The sequence below is a fragment of the Yoonia tamlensis genome (assembly GCF_900115105.1).
GTDB classification, from domain to species: domain Bacteria; phylum Pseudomonadota; class Alphaproteobacteria; order Rhodobacterales; family Rhodobacteraceae; genus Yoonia; species Yoonia tamlensis.
In genome coordinates this window covers 2011954-2031305 of sequence record NZ_FOYP01000001.1, presented here as the reverse complement: position 1 = coordinate 2031305, position 19352 = coordinate 2011954, and the positions used below count along the sequence as shown (strand labels likewise).

The window sequence follows — 19352 nt, the reverse complement described above, 5'->3', positions numbered from 1 at the left end:
GGAACGGAATATCTTCAGCGCACCCAAACCGGGAGAGGGGATAACACAAACATGATTGTCCTCCTTTTGGCTCAAAGCGCTGCGACTCCGCCAAATCATTTCATGATTTTGCTCTGTCGCGTGACGTGGTTTTACTGGCGTAAAACCACTTAGGTGAGAGGTTGGACATCGACCCAAGTGGGGCTCGTTGTGGCTGCTACCTTCCGGTCCTGACCAGGTTGGCGAGGCACTCGCCCGCGCCAACCTCTCGGGGTCTATATAAGGCGGGCGCGCGCGCAGTGCAAGCGGGGGGTGCCTGTCTGATAGAATGGTTTGAACTTTCTGGATGCGCGTGCCATTTCGGGGGGATGAAAATTGCAGAGACAGTGACATTCGGCGGCTCCGGGCTTGATCGCGCGGCGCATTTGCGCGGACAGGCGGCGGTAATAGCGCAGCAGGCCGATGCGCAGATCGTGCTGTTGTGGCGGGGCAAACCGATGGTGCAGGACGGGGCTTTGGTCAGGGTTGCGCCGGGGCATGCCGTTTTGGATGATGCAAGCGCCGATATGATCTTTTTGGGCTGCGAAGACGGTCCCGTTTTTGCAGCGGATTTGTCGGCGTGGACGCCACAGGGTGACGCCGTCGAATCGCTGAACAGCTTTTTAGACGCTTCGTTGCAGGAACATCCGGCTGTTGCGGGGGCGCAATTTGTTGAACTCCGCGCGATTATGACGCAGCTTTCCCCGCGTGATGCAGAAATTGCCGCCACGGCGCGCGCGGTTTTTGGCTGGCACGGTTCGCACCGGTTTTGCGCGCTTTGCGGTCATGAAAGCCGGATGGCGATGGGTGGATGGCAACGCGATTGCCCCGATTGCGGCGGTCATCATTTTCCACGCACCGATCCGGTTGTGATTATGCTGATCACGCATGGGAACGCGGTGCTGCTTGGCCGGTCTCCGGGATGGCCCGAAGGCATGTATTCACTGCTTGCTGGCTTTGTCGAGCCAGGCGAGACCATCGAGGCCGCCGTGCGCCGCGAAGTCTTCGAGGAGGCAGGGATCACCGTGGGCGATGTGCGCTATCTGGCCAGCCAGCCATGGCCGTTTCCTGCGTCATTGATGTTTGGCTGTGCGGGGGCTGCAACCAGTACAAAGATCACGATCGATCCGGCCGAGATCGAAGATGCGGTTTGGGTGACGCGCGAGGAAGTCGCGCAGATTTTCGCAAACCAGCACCCAAAGATACTGCCCGCCCGCAAAGGCGCTATCGCACATTTTTTGCTTAAAAACTGGTTGGCAGATCGGTTTGATTAATCTTATTGAGTTAAGCTACGCAAAAGGGCCCGACGAATGAAGTTCAGCACACGCGAGGATATCGAAGTTCCGATCGCAGATACGTTTGCGCGTGTCAGCGATTTCGTGGCCTTTGAACGGCGCGCTTTGCAACATGGGGCGCAGATCACGCGTGTGGATGACGGGCCGGTGAATATCGGGGCGCAGTGGCATATTGCGTTCAAATTTCGCGGGCGCGCACGGACGCTTGATGCGGTTTTGACAAATTTTGATCAGCCCAATTCCTATCAGGTCACCGGATCAACCGATGGCATGGATTCCACAACCGAGGTCGAGCTTGTCGCTTTGTCGCCGTCGCGCACAAGAATTATCGTCGGGTTTGATGTCCGTGCAAAAACAATGACTTCACGGCTGATTTTGCAATCAATGAAACTGGCCAAGGCCAAGCTTACCAAACGCTTTCGCGCGCGTGTGCTTGAATTTTGCGAAGAGATCGAAGACTCTTACCGCAAAGCGCAGTAGCAATTATTCGTGCCGCCGCGCTGCGGCCGGATAGACACCCATCACATGCAGTTTGTCGGTAAAATAGTCGAGTTCTTCGAGCGCGCGCTGCACGTTGCTGTCGTCTGGATGGCCTTCAATTTCCGCATAGAACTGGGTCGCGTTGAATGTCCCGTTCACCATATAGCTTTCGAGCTTGGTCATGTTGACGCCATTGGTCGCAAACCCGCCCATCGCCTTGTAAAGCGCCGCAGGGATGTTGCGCACGCGGAAAACAAAGCTGGTGACCATACCGAATTCACCGCGTTTGCGGTAATCAGGGTCGCGCGCCATGATCAGGAACCGCGTTGTGTTGCGGTCATGGTCCTCGATGTGGCGGGCTACGACCTTTAGGTCATAGATCTCGGCGGCCAGTTCGGACGCAAGCGCCGCAACTGTTACGTCGTTGCCTTCGGCAACTTCGCGTGCGGCACGGGCATTGTCGGTGCTTGTGTGTCCGGTGATGCCATGTTCACGCAAGAAATCAGCGCATTGCGGCAAGATAACCGGATGGCCATGCGCCTGTTTGATATCGGAAAGTACGGCCTCTTTTTTGCCAAGCAGGTTAACGTGCACGCGGACAAAAGTTTCATCAACGATGTGCAGGCCGCTTTTGGGCAGAAGCGAATGCACGTCGGCAACGCGGCCATAGGTCGAATTTTCGACCGCAATCATGCCCAGATCAGCCGCGCCGCTGCGCACTGCCTCGATTGCGGCATCAAATGTGGGGCAGGGCAGCGGTTCGAAATCGGGGCGGGAATCTGCGCAGGCTTGATGCCCGTAGGCGCCAAGCTCTCCCTGAAATGCGATTTTTTGGGTCATAAACGTGGCCTCCGGACTGCATCTGCGGAAAAATGGGCGATTGGTCGCGGCAGTATACCTTGCAACCTGCCATGGGAAGCGGATACATAGCCATAAATCTGTGAACTGAATGGAACGCGACATGTTCGACACAATGACTTTGACGAAAGTAGTAGGCGGCCTTTGCGGGACGTTTCTTGTATTCTTGCTGGGTGGCTGGGCTGCTGATTTGATTTATTCCGGTGGCGGTGGCCACGGCGATCACGCACAGGCCTATGTGATTGAAGTGGAAGGCGGCGATCAAGCACAAGAAGTTGTCGAAGAAGTCGATTTCGCCGAAGTTATGGCAACCGCAAGCGCCGCTGACGGCGAAGGCGAATTCCGCCCCTGTAAAGCCTGCCATTCCGTTGAACCGGGCGTAAACGGCGCTGGTCCATCGCTTTACGGTGTTGTCGGTCGTGCGGTCGGGTCTGTTGACGGGTTTGGTTATTCGGGATCATTGGTCGCTGTGGCCGAAACTTGGGATGCAGAAACGCTGAACCATTTCCTCGAAAGCCCAAGCGGCTTTGCGCCGGGCACTGCGATGAACTTTAGCGGTGTGCGCAAGATCGAAGATCGCGCAAATCTGATTGCCTATCTGGACAGTCTTGACGACTGATCCGAACGCATAATTGTATTGCCAAGGGGCCGCTCTGATCTAGGGCGGCCTTTTTGTTATGAAAATACGGTGAACACGGGCTGATCACGCATTCTCAACTTGAATGTTTACCGGTCTGTCACGTAGCCTTGCGGGTAACAAACCGTGATCGGAGACAATGATGCAAAACCGCACCCAGACCCGCGCTACCGCCTTGAAACAAGAAGTTGATTCCAGCCGGCTGACGCAGGTATTTCTGGCCGGGCTTGTTGGGGTTGCGACATTGTTCACGGCTCAGGCCCTGCATGCGCAAAGCGGCGACACGATCATCCAAAGCCACGGCTATAATGAATATGGCACGCTGAAATACCCTGCCGATTTTGCACATCTTGACTATGTGAACCCCGATGCCCCCATTGGCGGCGAAGTGAGCATTTCCGCCGACGGTACTTTCGACAATATGAACCCCTTTGCCACGCTCTCCGGTTCACCCGGGGCGATGGCGTCTATCATGTATGAACGGATCATGACCGGCACCGATGACGAGGTCGGATCGGAATATTGCCTGCTGTGCAAAACGGTCGAATATCCGCAAGACCAGTCTTGGGTCATATTCCATCTGCGCGATGATGTGACATTTTCAGACGGCACGCCGATGACCGCGCATGATGTCATTTATACGCACGAATTGCTGCGTGAACAGGCTACCCCGTCCTACCGTGCCGGCATTGTCGCATTGGTAGAATCCTATGAAGCGATCGACGATTACACCGTGAAATTCACCTTTGCGGCGGATGCGCCGGAAAAGGGTCGGGTGTCACAAATGGGTGGCCAGATTGTGATGTCAAAGGCTTGGTTCGAAGAAACCGGCGCCCGTCTGGACGAAGCCCGCATGGAAACAGGCCCAGGGACGGGTGAATATATGGTGGGCACCATTGATCCGGGTCGCCAGCTGATTTACGTGCGCAACCCCGACTATTGGGGCGAGGATGTGCCGATCAATGTCGGACGTGGCAATTACGATTCGATCCGCATCGAATATTTCGCCGATACCTCCGCCGCGTTCGAGGCGTTTAAAGCCGGTGAATTTACATTTCGCCGTGAAAACAGCTCGCTCAACTGGGCGACGGCCTATGATTTTCCGGCGCTCGAACAAGGCTGGGTAACCCGCACCACGCTGGACGACGGGACATTGCCCGCAGCGACCGGATTTGTGTTTAACCTGCGCCGCGAAAAGTTTCAGGATCGCAACGTGCGCCGCGCGCTGGGGCTGATGTATAATTTCACATGGACCAATGAAAACCTGCAATACGGGCTGTTCCAACAGCGCGAAAGTTTCTGGGAAAACGACAGGCTTAAGGCTGCGGGGCTGCCCGAAGGGCGCGAATTGGAAATGCTGGAAACCGTGCGGGAACATCTGCCAGCCGAGATTTTCACCCAAGAGGCATTGCTGCCCCATGTCAGCGGTGAACGCGCGCTTGACCGCAACAACCTGCGGCAGGCCCTGATACTGATGGAGGCCGCGGGCTATACCAGCGGGGATGACGGGCTGCTGCGTGATGCAAATGGCAATACACTTGATGTCGAATTTCTGGAAACACGGCAAAGCTTTGACCGGATCATCAACCCTTACGTCGAAAACCTGCAGCGGCTTGGCGTGAATATCACCTATAACCGGGTTGACCCCTCGCAATATCAGGCGCGCACCCAAGAAAATGATTTTGACATGATGTTCAGCTACTATGTGAACGGGCTTGTCGAAGGGCGCGGGATCACGCAAAAATTTGGCTGCGAAGACAAGGATGACGTGTTCAACCCCGCTGGATACTGCTCGCAAGCCTTTGATGAATTGGCGGAATTTGTAACCGCTGCGGAAGATTACGATGAAATGGCAGCGGCTGTGCGCGCGATTGATCGCATCATGCGCTATGAATATTACATCGTGCCTGTCTGGTATCTGGGCAAGAACTGGGTCGCGGCCTATGACATGTACGAGCACCCTGAAAATCTGCCGGAATTCGGGCTTGGCTATCTGGATTACTGGTGGATTAACCAAGATAAAGCCGAGGCGCTCGCGGCTGCCGGCGCGTTCCAGTAACGCATCGACATGGGCGCCTATATCCTACGCAGGCTTTTGCTGATCATCCCCACGTTGCTTGGGATCATGATCGTCAACTTTGCCTTGATCCAATTTGTCCCCGGTGGCCCGATCGAACAGATTCTGGCCAAGATGGAAGGCAATGGCGATGTCTTTGAAAGCATTGCAGGCGGCGGCAATGACGCCGATTTTGGTGGCGAATCCGAAAGCGAATATATTGGCGGGCGTGGTTTGCCGCCTGAATTCATCGCCGAATTGGAACGCGAATTCGGCTTTGACAAACCACCGCTCGAACGGTTCCTGAATATGATCTGGAACTACATGCGCTTTGATTTTGGCGAAAGCTATTTCAGGTCCATATCCGTGTTTGATCTGGTGATGGAAAAGATGCCCGTGTCGATCACGCTGGGGCTCTGGTCGACGTTGATTGCCTATTTCGTGTCGATCCCGCTGGGGATCAAAAAGGCGGTCCGCGACGGGTCGCGATTTGATACGTGGACATCGGGCGCGATCATCATCGGCTACGCGATCCCCGGCTTTCTTTTTGCGATCCTGCTGATCGTGTTGTTTGCGGGCGGGTCATATTGGCGGGTGTTTCCGCTGCGGGGGCTGACATCGACCGATTTTGACCAGCTAAGCTTGATCGGCAAAGTCTTGGATTATTTCTGGCACATTGCATTGCCGGTCTTTGCCTCGACGATTTCGGCCTTTGCAACGCTAACCTTGCTGACCAAAAACAGCTTCTTGGACGAAATCAAAAAACAATATGTGATCACCGCCAAGGCCAAGGGCCTATCGGAAAGCAGGGTGCTTTATGGCCATGTTTTCCGCAACGCGATGCTGATTGTGATCTCGGGCTTTCCGGCGCTGTTTATCGGTGTGTTTTTTGGCGGCTCGCTGATTATTGAAACGCTGTTTTCGCTGGATGGTTTGGGGCGTTTGGGGTTTGAAGCTGCCGTTGCGCGCGACTATCCAGTGGTTTTTGGCACGCTTTTTGCGTTCTCGCTGATTGGGCTTGTCGTGGGGATTATCACCGATTTGACTTATGTGTTTGTTGATCCGCGCATTGATTTCGAGGCCCGCGGATGAAGCTGCTTTCCCCCCTGAACCAACGCCGCTGGCGTAATTTCAAACGCAACCGGCGCGCGGTATGGTCATTGATTATATTCAGTGTCCTGTTTGGCCTGTCGCTACTGGCTGAATTTATCGCCAATGATAAACCCATTGTGGTCAGCTATCGCGGCGAATTGCATATGCCGATTTTCAACTTCTATTCGGAACGCGATTTCGGCGGCGATTTCCCGACCGAGGCCGCCTATAAGGACGCCGAAGTTGAATGCCTGATTGTCACGGGCGGGATTGAAGACTGCTTTGACACGCCAGAGGAACTGATTGATGCCGTTGCCCAAGGCGACACAATTGATGGCGAATTCTACAAAGGTTGGATGATTTGGCCGCCGATCCCCTATTCTTACAAGACCATCGTCGATGTGCAGGGCGTGGCCCCCGCACCGCCAAGTGCCGATAATTGGCTGGGCACCGATGATACCAAACGCGATGTGGTCGCGCGGGTGATCTACGGGTTCCGCCTGTCGATTGCTTTTGCGCTGATGGTGACGGTCGCGTCATCCATTCTGGGCATCATGGCGGGGGCTGTGCAGGGCTATTTTGGCGGCTGGACCGACCTGATTTTTCAACGGTTTATCGAAATCTGGACAGGCACCCCGTCGCTTTATGTGATCATCATTGTTTTTGCGATCTTGGGGCGCAGTTTCTGGCTGCTTGTTTTTCTGACCGTGCTGTTCGGCTGGCCGTCATTGGTCGGTGTTGTGCGGGCGGAATTCCTGCGCGCGCGCAATCTTGAATACGTGCGCGCGGCCAAGGCGCTTGGCGTGCGCGACCGCACGATCATGTTCCGCCATATGCTGCCCAACGCGATGGTCGCGACCGTGACAATGCTGCCGTTTCTGGTCACGGGGGCAATTGCGACATTGGCTTCGCTTGATTTCTTGGGCTTTGGCCTGCCGTCCTCTGCGCCGTCGCTGGGTGAAATGACCCTGCAGGCGAAACAAAACCTGCAAGCGCCTTGGCTTGGCTTTACCGCGTTTTTCACGTTTGCAGTCATGCTGTCGCTTTTGGTTTTCATCTTTGAAGGCGTGCGCGATGCGTTTGATCCGCGTAAGACCTTTGTCGCGGATGGCAAGGTCGACACCGCCGATCTGCCCTTTGCTGACAAAAGCGAGGCCGCGCAATGAGCAGGGTTTTAGATGTGCGCGACCTGCGCGTTGCCTTCCGCCAAGACGGCGGCGTGACCCATGCGGTGCGCGGCGTGTCATTTCATGTCGATAAGGGCGAAACCGTTGCGATTGTTGGCGAATCCGGGTCCGGTAAATCGGTAACCGCGCTTTCGACCGTGCAACTGTTGGACGAAAGCGCCGTGATGGCGGGTTCGATCAAATACGCGGGCGAAGAAATGGTCGGCGCGGAGGAACGCGCGCTGCGCCGCGTGCGCGGCAATGACATTAGTTTTATCTTTCAAGAACCGATGACATCGCTCAACCCGCTGCACACGCTTGAAAAACAGTTGGGCGAAAGCATTGAACTGCATCAGGGTATCCGTGGTCCGGCGGTACGCGAACGGATTTTGGACCTTCTGGACCGCGTGGGGATCAGGGATGCCGAAAGCCGCCTGACCGCCTATCCGCACCAATTGTCCGGCGGGCAACGGCAACGGGTGATGATCGCGATGGCGCTGGCCAACGGCCCCGATTTGCTGATCGCGGATGAACCCACAACCGCGCTTGATGTGACTATTCAGGCGCAAATTCTGGAACTGCTGGCCGATCTCAAACGCGGCGCGGGCATGTCGATGCTGTTTATCACCCATGACCTGACCATCGTGCGCAAGATCGCGGACCGTGTGTGTGTAATGAAGGACGGCGAAATCGTTGAAACCGGCCCCACTGCCGAGATTTTTACCAACCCGCAGCACCCCTATACGCAAACGCTTTTGGCGGCGGAATCGGCGGGGCGGCCCGTGCCGGTACCCGCGGATGCACCCGTGGTTCTGGAAACGGATAATGCGCGCATTTGGTTCCCGATCCATGCAGGGCTTTTGCGGCGCACGGTGGGCCATATCAAGGCGGTGAACGCCGCGACCTTGCAAATTCGCGCGGGTGAAACGCTTGGCGTTGTCGGCGAAAGCGGATCTGGCAAAACCACGCTGGCGCTGGCCGTGATGCGGCTGATCCGGTCGGAAGGGCGGATCGCGTTTCAGGGCACGGATATTGACGGCTATAGCCAAAAACAAATGCGCCCGCTGCGCAGCGATATGCAGATCGTGTTCCAAGACCCCTACGGATCGCTTAGCCCACGCATGACCGTGGCGGAAATCATTGCCGAAGGCTTGGGCGTTCATGGTGTTGATCCAGGCCGCAACCGCCGCGATATGGTGCAAGAGATCATGCAAGAGGTCGGGCTTGATCCTGCTACGATGGACCGCTACCCGCATGAATTTTCCGGCGGGCAGCGCCAGCGGATTGCCATTGCGCGCGCGATGATTTTGCGCCCGAAACTGCTTATTCTGGATGAACCGACAAGCGCGCTCGATATGACCGTACAGGTGCAGATCGTGCAGCTTTTGCGTGACTTGCAGCAAAAATACGGGCTGGCCTATCTGTTTATCAGTCACGACCTAAAGGTCGTGCGCGCCCTGTCCCACAAGGTCATGGTGATGAAGCAAGGCGATGTGGTCGAGGCAGGCGAAGCGCAGGCGATCTTTGAGGCGCCGCAAACCGACTATACCCGCGCGCTGATGGCCGCCGCCTTTGAGGGCAACGTCGTTTAAGCGTGTGTGGACAATCTGCATTTTGTGCGACGGAAAATCACAGTTGCACCGTTGAATAAGAAAGCAATTCAGCAAAGGTCATCACAATGCGCACGATCATCTATTCTCTCGCTTTTATCCCACTTTCTGCGGGGGCGGTTTTCGCGGAAACATTCAGTGCGGATGTCTGGGCCGATAACTGGTTCGAAATGCGGATCAATGGCGTACAGGTCGCCGAAGATAGCGTGCCAATCACCACAGAGCGTTCTTTCAACGCCGAGAGCTTTACCTTTGAAGCAGAGCGACCGTTCACGATCGGGCTGGTCGCGAAAGATTTCAAAGAAAACGACACGGGTCTTGAATATATCGGGACCGGTCGCCAACAGATGGGCGATGGCGGCGTGATTGTGCAGATTATGGATGCCGCAGGCACACCCGTCGCGGTGAGCGATGCGGCTTGGCAATGTCTGGTGATTCACACAGCCCCGCTAGATAAATCTTGTGAAAGCGAAGCCAATCCTGTCGCGGGGCAGGGCGCTTGCGGATTTGAAGCATCAGACGCACCCGCCGATTGGGACACCGCCGGATTTGATGCAAGTGACTGGCCGCAAGCCGATGTGTATAGCGAAAATGCTGTCGATCCCAAGATGGGATATGACGAGATTAGCTGGGATGACACGGCGGAACTGATCTGGGGTCCCGATCTTGAACAAAGCAATACGGTTCTTTGCCGGTTGACGGTGGAATGAACATCGCGCTCCACCGTGATACGAAAACGCTGAAAACCGGAGCGGGGCTGCTATTAATATCGGCCTGTGTCGGCATTGGCGGCGCCACTGCGGCGCAAGCCCATGATGATCATTGTGCCGCAATTGCGGGTTCTGTTGTTGATGCGGGATTTGCAGATAGCGTCACAGTGACATGTTCTGACACCCATGCGACGATCCGGTCCGATACCTATCCCGATCATGATCTGATGACAGGTATCACAGGAACCAATGAACAGGTGCCAGTGCCCGCTGATTACGCGGCTCCGGTCATTCTTGTTCCTGAACTGGGGGATACGCCGCTGACCCGTGATGCGGCTCTTGGGGTCGCGGTCAATGGCGTGCCGATCTATGATTACACCGGCGGTGGAGAGATGTCCCAGACCGATCTGGCGCACCATCAGGCCCAACATGATACGGTTCAAACCGGCCAGCTTGATATTTGCGGCGGGCATGCGGGGCGGGGCGACGATTACCATTACCATGCAGCACCGGTTTGCATGATCGCGCAGATGGACAACGCGGGTCCGAATGCGGTGATCGGCTGGGCCTTTGATGGTTTTCCGATTTATGGCGATACGAACCCTGACGGATCGGTGATCGCGGACGGCGTGCTTGATGTCTGCAACGGCCAGCCGGATGTGCAATTCGGGTATCGTTATCATACATCGCAAGACGCGCCTTATATCGTGCAATGCCTGATGGGTGTTGTCGCCGATTTTGATGCGTTGCCAAGGGTTGCACCACTTGTCGCGGCAGCAGGCGGCGGCGCAACACCTGGTCGTCCGCCACAGGGTGGCGTCGAGGGGTTGGTTTATTCAGAAGATGAAAACGGTCAACGTCGCATGGATTATCGTTATGCAGGCGAAGATTACTATATTCGCTATGCGCCCGCAGCGACACAAGGCTGCTATGATTTCGAGACCAAAACAGTCACGAACGCTGGCGCGCTGCAATCCGGAGAATACTGCCGCTAGCTGGCAGGATCATGCAGGTCCACTAGGGCGTTTCATATGCGACTGCATGTGGAACGCATTTTGTTAACCTTCAGATCCGATCATGAAACATGTCGTGCCGCGTGCTTGTAAGCGGCGGCAGGCCAGATCGGCGCCTTCGCGGCTAAGCCCCATGAAATTCGCGTCAAACCCGCCAGAACGTTGCACAACGCGGCGCAGGGCCCCGTCGAGGGTGCTCATTTCATTCAGCGCCACACGCAGCAGGACACGTTCCGCGTCGTAACGGCTGTTGAAACGCCCGACATTGATACCCCAGTGACGCCCGCCCGAGGTGGAAATCCGTGTGACGACTTCGGGCTCTGCCGGGGCTGTGATAATGGCGGGTGCCGCTTCTGGCGCGGGCGTTGCCGCGGCGACCTCAGTGGTGGTCAGGCTTGCAGGGCGTAGTTCCGGCGTCAGGCTTGGTTCATCGGCGGCAACTAGCGTTTCGGTGGGCGGCGGTGCGACAGCGGGTGTCGGATCCGGCGCTTCCATCGCCTCGAGCAGGGCCGCGTTGATGACATCATTCAAAACATCATCTATGATCGCGTTATCTGCCGCTGCGACAAGGATTTCGGCTTCTGGCGCTGGGTCAGGTGTGTCGGGGGCGGGGCGCGCAACTGGGCGCAAGCTGGTGTCAACCAACCCTGAAACACGCAGAGCCGCCTGCTGTTGGGCCGCCGGTGCAGCCGAAAGCATTGCCGCAGGCGGGTTCGGCTGCCGGATTGTGGCGCTTGAAGGCGCGCGGTTAAAGCCCATATCCATCAGTTCCGTCACACGTGCGTTGCGTGCAGCGGTCGATGTGCCGCCAAATACCGTCACGATAATACGTTCCTGCCCGCGCTGCGCAGAGGCCACAAGGTTAAACCCCGCTGCGTTTGTATAGCCGGTTTTGATCCCGTCACCGCCCTCGTAGCTGTCAAGCCAGCGGCGATTGGTATGGCGCACGGTCGCGATCCCCGCATCAGCGGTGCGGCGTGAAAACAGATTATAGTATTGCGGGAAATCATAGATGATGTGTCGACCTAAAACGGTCATGTCACGCGCCGTCGACAAATGTCCCGCCTCGGTCAGCCCGTGGGCGTTTACAAAGGTCGTGTTGCGCATACCCATGGCTTGGGCGGTGCGGTTCATGCGTATGGCAAAGGCTTCTTCTGATCCGGCAATGGCTTCGCCGATGGCGGTTGCGGCATCGTTTGCGGATTTCACCGCTGCCGCGCGTAGCAGATACCGCAGACGGATCGTTTGCCCCGCCTGCACGCCAAGTTTGGATGGCGGTTCATTGGCTGCGTTGCGGCTGATCGTGACTTCGGTATCCAGCGTAATTTCACCACGTTCCAATGCCTGAAATGCGATATACATCGTCATCATTTTGGTCAGCGATGCCGGATGCAGCCGTGTATCGGCATTTCGCGAATGCAAAACCTCGCCTGTGCGCGCATCCATCACCATCGCGGCATAAGGTGCTGCGATTGCGCTGATGGGCGCAAACAACGTTACAATTAGGAATGCGAATAGATACAGCCCATTTAGGGCCAACTGTCCCGGACGACTTGCCACGTCGCTTGCCTCTTTTTTTACTGCCTCTGGCCCCGAATTTTTTCGGTGACCTTATTATTATGCCATGACGCTAACACAGCTTGTGAATTCGGAAAATACCCTAAATTCAAAGACTTTCGATGTGATCATAAAGCACCAATTGGCACATTTAGTAGCTTGTCCGCGCCACAGCGCTAGATGCGCCATATTGAGATTTTCACTGGGGGGTTTCCACGCGCGTTGGGTGGCTTATATATGGGGCTGACCAAACAGGGCGATGCAATGCTGGCTGATTTTTACATGATGGCGGATAAACCGGACGACGGCGACGATAGCGATTTTGGCGTGGCCCTTGAGACCAAGCCAAAGACAAAACGTCCACCGATGTATAAGGTCATGATCCTGAACGATGATTTCACGCCGATGGAATTTGTAGTGCAGGTTCTTGAGCGGTTTTTTGGCCTGTCGCACGCGCAATCGTTTGAAATTATGCTGACCGTTCACAAGAAGGGCATTGCAGTTGTTGGCGTCTTTAGCCATGAGATCGCGGAAACCAAAGTTGCGCAGGTCATGGATTTTGCGCAGCGTCATCAGCACCCGCTGCAATGCACGATGGAGAAAGAATAGCGCGCCCGCGTTATTCGTACAAAAATGTCACAGTCACGCCTCACCACCGCTCTCCAAGACGGTCTCTTGTCGTTGCCCACTGGTGGCATCACAATCATGCGCCCGTCTGCCACTTATGATGTATCGGCACTGCCGCGCGATCATGTGCAAATCGTCCATGGGTTCTATCCCGATCATGCCGCTTGGGAAAACGCGGGCTATACCGTTACCCAAGACCTGAGCAAAACTGCCGTTGCGATTGTGGTTGTGCCGCGTTCCAAGGCATTGGCCCGCGCGATGGTTGCCGCCGCCTGTGCCTATGCCGATATTGTTGTGGTTGACGGCCAAAAGACGGACGGTGTCGACAGTATCTTTAAGGATTGTCGCAAGCGGTTGGGTACTTTGCCGACGATCACCAAAGGGCATGGGCGGATCTTCTGGTTTGCCTCAACGGATAAGTTCGCCGATTGGACAGCCCCGCCCCCCGCCAAAGGCCCGCACGGGTTTGTCACAACGGCGGGTGTGTTTTCAGACGGGGCAATTGATGCGGGATCTGCTTTGCTTGTGGGGGCGTTGCCTGCCAAATTGCCGGCGCGCATGGCTGATCTGGGGGCAGGCTGGGGTTATCTGGCGGCGCCAGTGCTGGATCGCGCAGGCGTGCAATCGCTTGACCTGATCGAGGCAGAGGCCCTGTCATTGGCCTGCGCAAGGCAAAACGTGACCGATCCGCGCGTGACATTCCATTGGGCCGATGCCACGCAATTTACTGCCAAGCCCGGATATGACGGCATTGTCATGAACCCGCCGTTTCACACTGGCCGCGTCGCTGATCCGTCCTTGGGCCGTGCATTTATCCAGTCCGCCGCCCGCCTGCTTGCCCCGCATGGCAAGCTGTGGATGGTCGCCAACCGGCATCTGCCCTACGAATCCTGCTTGTCCGAATGTTTCCGTAATGTGGACATGATTGCCAGTAATGGTGCGTTCAAGGTCTTTCACGCCAACCGGCCGCAACGCTAGCGCGCACAGGAGAAACACAATGTCACATTCAATTGCTGGAAAAACAGTAATCGTCACAGGTGCGGCTAACGGGGTCGGGCTTGCGATCGGGCGGCATTTTGTCCAAGCGGGCGCAAACGTCGTCTTTGCCGATATGGATGAAAAAGCCCTTAACCATGAAATGGGCGAGGCCGCCGAAAAAGAAGAGAATGTGCATCTTTTTGCGGGTGATTTGCGCAAGAAACTGACAATCAAGAACCTTTTGTCAGCGACCATTGACGCGTTTGAACGGGTCGATATCCTTGTAAACGCATCGCGTCAGGTGATGAAAACCGATCCGCTTGATCCCGATGACACCAGCGTCGAAGAGCTTTTGCAGCAAAACACGATGACCGCGTTGCGCGTCAGTCAGGCTGTGGCGCGCAAGATGATCCAGCAGGCCGAAGGCAATCCGGCCGGACCGGTCGGGTCAATCGTGAATATCAGTTCGATCGCGGCGCGGCGCACCCATCCCGAACTGCTTGCCTATTCCGTCAGTTCTGCGGCTCTTGACCAACTGACCCGTTCGCTGGCGGTTGCATTTGCCCCCAGCGGGATCCGCGTGAACGCGGTCGCATTTGGCAGCGTCATGAGCGCAAGCCTCATGGGTTCGCTCAAGGGCCATGATGAAACCCGCGAGGCAATCGTCGACAACACGCCGCTACACCGGATCGCTAGCCCGAGCGAAGTATCCGATGCGGTTGAATATCTGGCATCCGACGCGTCAAGCTTTGTTACCGGTCAGATTATCACCGTTGATGGCGGCCGCACCCTGTTGGATCCGGCCGCGGTGTCATGTCACTGATTACTCCGCATGCATCGCGATACATTGCGCGATCATCGCGTTGGCATTTGATTGCGCTTGCGCAAGGCGGCGTTCAAGCTGGTTCAGCTTGACCTGTTCGGCGTCCAGATCAATCGCCACGGGACGTGTGGTGGTGAATGTTTCGGTTTCATTGCAAGGATAGGTGAACACCACTTCTTCGGCGTTGGTTGCTTCACAGGTTCGTGTCAGCGTGCGCACATCCGTGGTTTCCGCCAGCGCATAGCCGCGCGACAGATTGCCCCGCGTTTCAGTGACCAGATCGGATAGCACGCGCACCTGCCGGTTGGCATCGCCGATACATTGTTCGCGCGGTGTCGCACAGGCTGTCAGGGCAATAAGGGGCAGAATAATAAGCGCGCGGTGCATAAGGCTCTCCGGGATAGTGTCAAATTCGGGGTTCGTGATTGCTATATCCCAAAGAAGCTAAGATAGAGTGTTATGCAATAGCACAGCATAAGAGAGCGGATATGTCACAGGAATTTGAGACCCGAAAACAAACGGCATCAGCTTGGTTTCGCCAATTGCGCGACGAGATTGTCGCGGCGTTTGAAGGGCTCGAAGACCGGCACGAAACAGATGCGCCTGCTGGCCGTTTTGAAGTGACACAGACCAAACGCGCCGCTGACGACGGGGCCGATGCGGGCGGCGGGTTGATGTCGGTCATGCGCGGCGGGCGGGTATTTGAAAAAGTCGGCGTGAACGTGTCCACGGTGTATGGCCAGCTTGGGGACGCGGCGCAAAAATCAATGGCCGCGCGCGGCGTGCCCGGTATGGACAGCGATCCGCGGTTCTGGGCCTCGGGTATTTCGCTGGTCGCCCATATGCAAAACCCGCATGCGCCAGCCGTGCATATGAACACCCGCATGTTCTGGACCCCGCATGCATGGTGGTTTGGCGGCGGATCGGATTTGAACCCTTGTATTGAATACGCGGATGACACGGCGCATTTTCACGCAGTGCAAAAGGCGCATCTTGATCCGCACGGGGCTGATCTTTATCCGCGCCTGAAGGACTGGGCAGATGAATATTTCTATATCCCGCACCGCAATCGCGCGCGCGGGGTTGGCGGCATCTTTATGGATGATCATTGCACGGGCGACTGGGATGCCGATTTTGCCCTGACCCAAGACATTGGCCGCGCTTTCTTGCCCGCCTATGTGCCGCTGGTTGATAAACGCCGTGAAACGGCATGGTCAGATGCGGATAAGGATGCGCAACTGGTGCATCGCGGGCTATATGCGGAATATAATCTTGTTTACGACCGTGGCACCAAATTCGGGCTGGCAACCGGACATGACGCCAATGCCGTATTGATGAGCCTGCCGCCAATGGCCAAATGGGTCTAGCAATGATTGATCCCGCAATCCTGCTCGCGTTTGCGGGAACGGCAATGCTGATCGAACTCACGCCGGGGCCAAACATGGTTTACCTCGCCGTTGTGGCGGCAAGCCAAGGGCGCAGGTTGGGCTACGCGGCCGTTGCCGGTGTTGCCGTTGGGTTGGCGGTTGTGGGCATTGCAGCGGCGCTGGGATTGGCCGCTGCGATCAATGCTTCGCCGCTGTTGTTTCAGGCGCTGCGGTTTGGCGGTGTCGCCTATATGCTGTGGCTGGCATGGGATGGCTGGCGTGATGCGTCCGAGCCCGTGCAAAAGGTCGCAAGCGGTGTCGCCGCGCGCACGTATTTTCGACGTGGACTAATTACCAATTTACTGAACCCAAAAGCAGCAGTGTTCTATGTCGCGATCCTGCCCAGCTTTGTGCGCGCCGATGCACCGGTGATGTCGCAAACGCTTGCGCTCTCGGCTGTTTTTGTGGTGGTTGCGACGGTCATCCATGCAGGGATTGTCAGCCTTGCCGGAACCGCGCAGGTCTTGCTTGAGAATGAACGCTATAGCCGCTTTATCCGGCGGGCCTTGGCCTTGGCGCTCGTGGCGGTCGCGCTGTGGTTTGGCTGGGCGACGACGTTTAATCCACGCTGATAAATCGCGGCCCGTCAATATCATCGCCAATCGCGGCGGGGCCGTTTTCGGGTGCGGGTGGACCTGCGTTGCCCGCTGCGACCTGACGCAAGATCATGCCTGCCAAGCGTGGTGATATTTCACCGTTACTGGAATCGCTAAGTAATTGTGCCGCGCGTTCGGGCGCAAAATGCACCATCGCGCGGGCGATACGCATCGCGCTTAGCCCTGCGGGCCTTGCATTGCTGAACGGCGCCGAAAGCGCCTCGCGTTCCATCGGGGTCGCGGGGACAAGCCAGACCCAGCTGGCAATAAACAAGATCAGCCCGATCCATGCCGCGCGCAACGCGTGAAACGCCAGCCGCAGCGTCAAAGGGATGTGTAGCCTAGCCACCGCGCACAGTGTCGATCATCAGTTGCACATTGTCAGGGCTGGCGTCCGGCGTGATCCCGTGGCCAAGGTTAAAGATATGCGGACCCTTGGAAAAGGCCGCGCAAATGCGCCGCGTCTCGGCCACCAGATCGGCCCCGCCGGTGACCATATGCGATGATTTCAGATTGCCCTGCACGCAGCCGTGGATTTGCACGTGTTCCGCAGCCCATGCCGCATCAACCCCGTCGTCAAGCGCGATACAATCGGCACCTGTCGCGGCATGCATGCCGACGTTGCGCGTACCTGCGCCGCGCGGAAAGGCGATAACGGGAATGCCGGGGTGTGCGGCCTTGAGTGCTGCGATAATGCGCTGCATGGGATTAACCGAAAAGTCGATGAAATCCTGATCCGCCAGCGATCCGGCCCAGCTGTCGAATAGTTTGACCACTTCGGCACCGGCTTCGATCTGCTTGGACAGATAGGCGATTGTGCCATCGGTGATCCGGTCAATGATGCCTTCAAAAACGGGGCGGTTTTCGCGCAAAAGCGCATGTGCAGGGCCTTGGTCGGGGGTGCCTTTGCCAGCGATCATATAGGTCGCGACAGTCCAGGGTGCGCCTGCAAAGCCGATCAGCGTCGTTTCCTTGGGCAATTCTTGTGACAGGATTTTCACCGTTTCGTAGACAGGGTTCAGCGTGTCGTGGATGGCATCGAGCGGTTTGAGCTGCGCCAGCTCATCCGCCGTGGTGATTGTGGACAGGCGCGGGCCTTCGCCGGTGACAAACCAAAGATCCGCGCCCAAAGCCTGCGGCAAAAGCAGGATGTCGGCAAACAGGATCGCTGCATCAAACCCGTAGCGGCGGATGGGTTGCAATGTGACCTCGGCCGCCAATTCCGGATTGTAGCACAGCGACAAAAAGTCGCCCGCCTGCGCGCGTGTCGCCTTGTATTCGGGCAGATAACGCCCCGCCTGACGCATCATCCAGATTGGCGGGGTTGGCAATGTTTCACCCGCAAGGGCCCGTAGGATGGTTTTTTGCTGCGTCATTTGTTCGTCCTTTTGCTTGCGACGGTGGTCCCAATTGCATGGCTTATTGTCAAGCAAGTTCGCGGTCGCTAACAACGCTGCATGACAGTTGAAATGCCCACACCCGCCCAGAGTTTTAAAATCGGAACCCGTGGTTCGCCGCTCGCATTGGCGCAGGCGCATGAAACCCGTGACCGGCTGATGGCGGCATGGGACCTGCCGCAAGAGGCCTTTGCGATTTGCGTGATCAAAGTCACCGGCGACCAAATTCAGGACAAACCCCTGCGCGAGATCGACGGCAAAGGGTTATTCACCCGCGAAATCGAAGAAGCGCTTATTGACGGCAGCATCGACATTGCAGTGCATTCGACCAAAGACATGCCTGTGGCGCATCCGGCGGGGCTGGTGATGGATGTGTTTTTGCCGCGCGAAGATGTGCGCGACGCGTTCGTGTCGCTAAAATACAAGAGCCTTGCTGATTTGCCCGATGGCGCGGTTGTCGGCACCTCGTCGACACGCAGACGCGCGCAACTGGCCGCGCGGTTCCCCAATTTGAAGGTCGTTGAATTTCGCGGCAATGTGCAGACGCGGTTGAAAAAGCTGGCGGACGGTGTGGCTGATGCTACGTTTCTGGCAACAGCGGGCCTGCGGCGGCTGGGCATGGATGATGTGCCTTATACGCCGATTTCACCTGATGACATGCTGCCAGCCATTGCCCAAGGCGCGATCGGGATTGAACGGCGCGGTGATGATGCGCGGGCGGCAAAAATGCTTGCGGCAATTCACGATGCGCCAACCGGTGCGCGGGTCGCGGCAGAGCGCGCGTTTTTGGGGCGGCTTGACGGGTCGTGCGAGACGCCGATTGGGGCATTGGCGGAAATTGAGGGCGATCAGCTACACCTGCGCGGTGAAATCCTGAGCGAGGACGGCGCGCGGGTGCTGACGGATGCGGCCACAGGCCCGATTGCCAGCGGTCCTGACATGGGCAATGCAATGGCGCTGCGGTTGCTTAGCCGGGCTGGACCTGACTTTTTTCGCTGAGCGCGCCAAGGAA

Annotated in this window: 20 protein-coding genes and 1 other RNA gene; 15 read left to right on the top strand and 6 right to left on the bottom strand. The window is 56.9% G+C overall.

The features are described from left to right. Window positions 1–151 precede the first annotated feature (151 nt). An RNA gene (gene ffs / locus BM320_RS10400) (signal recognition particle sRNA small type) lies at window positions 152–250 on the bottom strand. A gap of 97 nt (window positions 251–347) precedes the next feature. On the opposite strand from ffs, the gene nudC reads away from it, so the two are divergent. Continuing rightward, window positions 348–1292 carry an NAD(+) diphosphatase gene (gene nudC, locus BM320_RS10395; protein WP_090199670.1) on the top strand — a complete coding sequence of 315 codons (945 nt, stop codon included), beginning with the start codon at window positions 348–350 and terminating at the stop codon, window positions 1290–1292. 36 nt (window positions 1293–1328) lie between these two features. Further along, window positions 1329–1793: an SRPBCC family protein gene (locus BM320_RS10390; protein WP_090199668.1), complete on the top strand. Its 465-nt coding sequence runs from the start codon at window positions 1329–1331 to the stop codon at window positions 1791–1793. 3 nt (window positions 1794–1796) lie between these two features. Here the strand turns inward: BM320_RS10390 and BM320_RS10385 are convergent, their stop codons facing one another. Next, entirely contained in the window at window positions 1797–2633 is an 837-nt protein-coding gene (locus BM320_RS10385; protein ID WP_090199666.1) for a prephenate dehydratase, read from the bottom strand. A 121-nt stretch (window positions 2634–2754) separates the two neighbouring features. Here BM320_RS10385 and BM320_RS10380 point away from each other — a divergent pair, with 121 nt between their 5' ends. The 7 genes from BM320_RS10380 (at window position 2755) to BM320_RS10350 (ending at window position 10917) form a co-directional block, all read left to right on the top strand. Beyond that, complete coding sequence (locus tag BM320_RS10380) at window positions 2755–3270, top strand: c-type cytochrome (protein ID WP_090200564.1); 516 nt, start codon at window positions 2755–2757, stop codon at window positions 3268–3270. A 160-nt stretch (window positions 3271–3430) separates the two neighbouring features. Beyond that, on the top strand, window positions 3431–5347 hold the full coding sequence (locus tag BM320_RS10375; protein WP_090200562.1) for an extracellular solute-binding protein: 1917 nt from the start codon (window positions 3431–3433) through the stop codon (window positions 5345–5347). 9 nt (window positions 5348–5356) lie between these two features. After that, the gene (locus BM320_RS10370) at window positions 5357–6436 is read left to right on the top strand and encodes a microcin C ABC transporter permease YejB (protein ID WP_090199664.1); all 1080 of its coding nucleotides are present in this window, start codon (window positions 5357–5359) and stop codon (window positions 6434–6436) included. Then, entirely contained in the window at window positions 6433–7602 is a 1170-nt protein-coding gene (locus BM320_RS10365) for an ABC transporter permease (protein WP_090199662.1), read from the top strand. Before BM320_RS10370 ends, BM320_RS10365 begins: the two co-directional genes overlap by 4 nt. Continuing rightward, window positions 7599–9194, top strand: coding sequence for an ABC transporter ATP-binding protein (locus BM320_RS10360; protein WP_090199660.1), 1596 nt, complete (start codon window positions 7599–7601; stop codon window positions 9192–9194). Before BM320_RS10365 ends, BM320_RS10360 begins: the two co-directional genes overlap by 4 nt. Before the next feature lie 86 nt (window positions 9195–9280). Next, a complete protein-coding gene (locus BM320_RS10355; RefSeq protein WP_090199658.1) occupies window positions 9281–9922 on the top strand; it encodes a PEBP family protein in 642 nt (213 codons plus the stop codon). After that, window positions 9919–10917, top strand: a complete 999-nt coding sequence (locus BM320_RS10350) for a YHYH protein (RefSeq protein ID WP_090199656.1) — start codon at window positions 9919–9921, stop codon at window positions 10915–10917. Before BM320_RS10355 ends, BM320_RS10350 begins: the two co-directional genes overlap by 4 nt. Before the next feature lie 63 nt (window positions 10918–10980). Here BM320_RS10350 and BM320_RS10345 read toward each other — a convergent pair whose 3' ends face one another. Beyond that, window positions 10981–12495, bottom strand: a complete 1515-nt coding sequence (locus BM320_RS10345; protein ID WP_375342067.1) for a D-alanyl-D-alanine carboxypeptidase family protein — start codon at window positions 12493–12495, stop codon at window positions 10981–10983. 261 nt (window positions 12496–12756) lie between these two features. Between BM320_RS10345 and clpS the strand changes: the two genes are divergently transcribed. Genes clpS through BM320_RS10330 form a run of 3 tightly spaced genes read left to right on the top strand, consistent with a single transcriptional unit; the run spans window position 12757 to window position 14920 of the window. Continuing rightward, window positions 12757–13101, top strand: coding sequence for an ATP-dependent Clp protease adapter ClpS (gene clpS, locus BM320_RS10340; RefSeq protein WP_090200558.1), 345 nt, complete (start codon window positions 12757–12759; stop codon window positions 13099–13101). A 24-nt stretch (window positions 13102–13125) separates the two neighbouring features. Further along, a complete protein-coding gene (locus BM320_RS10335; RefSeq protein ID WP_090199654.1) occupies window positions 13126–14097 on the top strand; it encodes a class I SAM-dependent methyltransferase in 972 nt (323 codons plus the stop codon). Between the two features lie 19 nt (window positions 14098–14116). Further along, a complete protein-coding gene (locus tag BM320_RS10330; protein ID WP_090199652.1) occupies window positions 14117–14920 on the top strand; it encodes an SDR family NAD(P)-dependent oxidoreductase in 804 nt (267 codons plus the stop codon). Here BM320_RS10330 and BM320_RS10325 read toward each other — a convergent pair whose 3' ends face one another. Further along, entirely contained in the window at window positions 14921–15307 is a 387-nt protein-coding gene (locus tag BM320_RS10325; RefSeq protein WP_090199650.1) for a hypothetical protein, read from the bottom strand. Window positions 15308–15408: 101 nt separating this feature from the next. On the opposite strand from BM320_RS10325, the gene hemF reads away from it, so the two are divergent. Together hemF and BM320_RS10315 are read left to right on the top strand one after the other, a co-directional pair. Beyond that, entirely contained in the window at window positions 15409–16287 is an 879-nt protein-coding gene (gene hemF, locus BM320_RS10320; RefSeq protein ID WP_090199648.1) for an oxygen-dependent coproporphyrinogen oxidase, read from the top strand. Window positions 16288–16289: 2 nt separating this feature from the next. Further along, the gene (locus tag BM320_RS10315; protein ID WP_207496870.1) at window positions 16290–16919 is read left to right on the top strand and encodes a LysE family translocator; all 630 of its coding nucleotides are present in this window, start codon (window positions 16290–16292) and stop codon (window positions 16917–16919) included. On the opposite strand, the gene BM320_RS10310 is transcribed toward BM320_RS10315, so the two are convergent. After that, window positions 16906–17292 carry a hypothetical protein gene (locus BM320_RS10310; RefSeq protein ID WP_131802383.1) on the bottom strand — a complete coding sequence of 129 codons (387 nt, stop codon included), beginning with the start codon at window positions 17290–17292 and terminating at the stop codon, window positions 16906–16908. The genes BM320_RS10315 and BM320_RS10310 overlap by 14 nt on opposite strands. Further along, a complete protein-coding gene (gene hemE, locus BM320_RS10305) occupies window positions 17285–18319 on the bottom strand; it encodes a uroporphyrinogen decarboxylase (protein ID WP_090199643.1) in 1035 nt (344 codons plus the stop codon). Before hemE ends, BM320_RS10310 begins: the two co-directional genes overlap by 8 nt. An 81-nt stretch (window positions 18320–18400) precedes the next feature. Here hemE and hemC point away from each other — a divergent pair, with 81 nt between their 5' ends. Further along, window positions 18401–19339 carry a hydroxymethylbilane synthase gene (gene hemC / locus BM320_RS10300; protein ID WP_090199640.1) on the top strand — a complete coding sequence of 313 codons (939 nt, stop codon included), beginning with the start codon at window positions 18401–18403 and terminating at the stop codon, window positions 19337–19339. Window positions 19340–19352 lie beyond the last annotated feature (13 nt).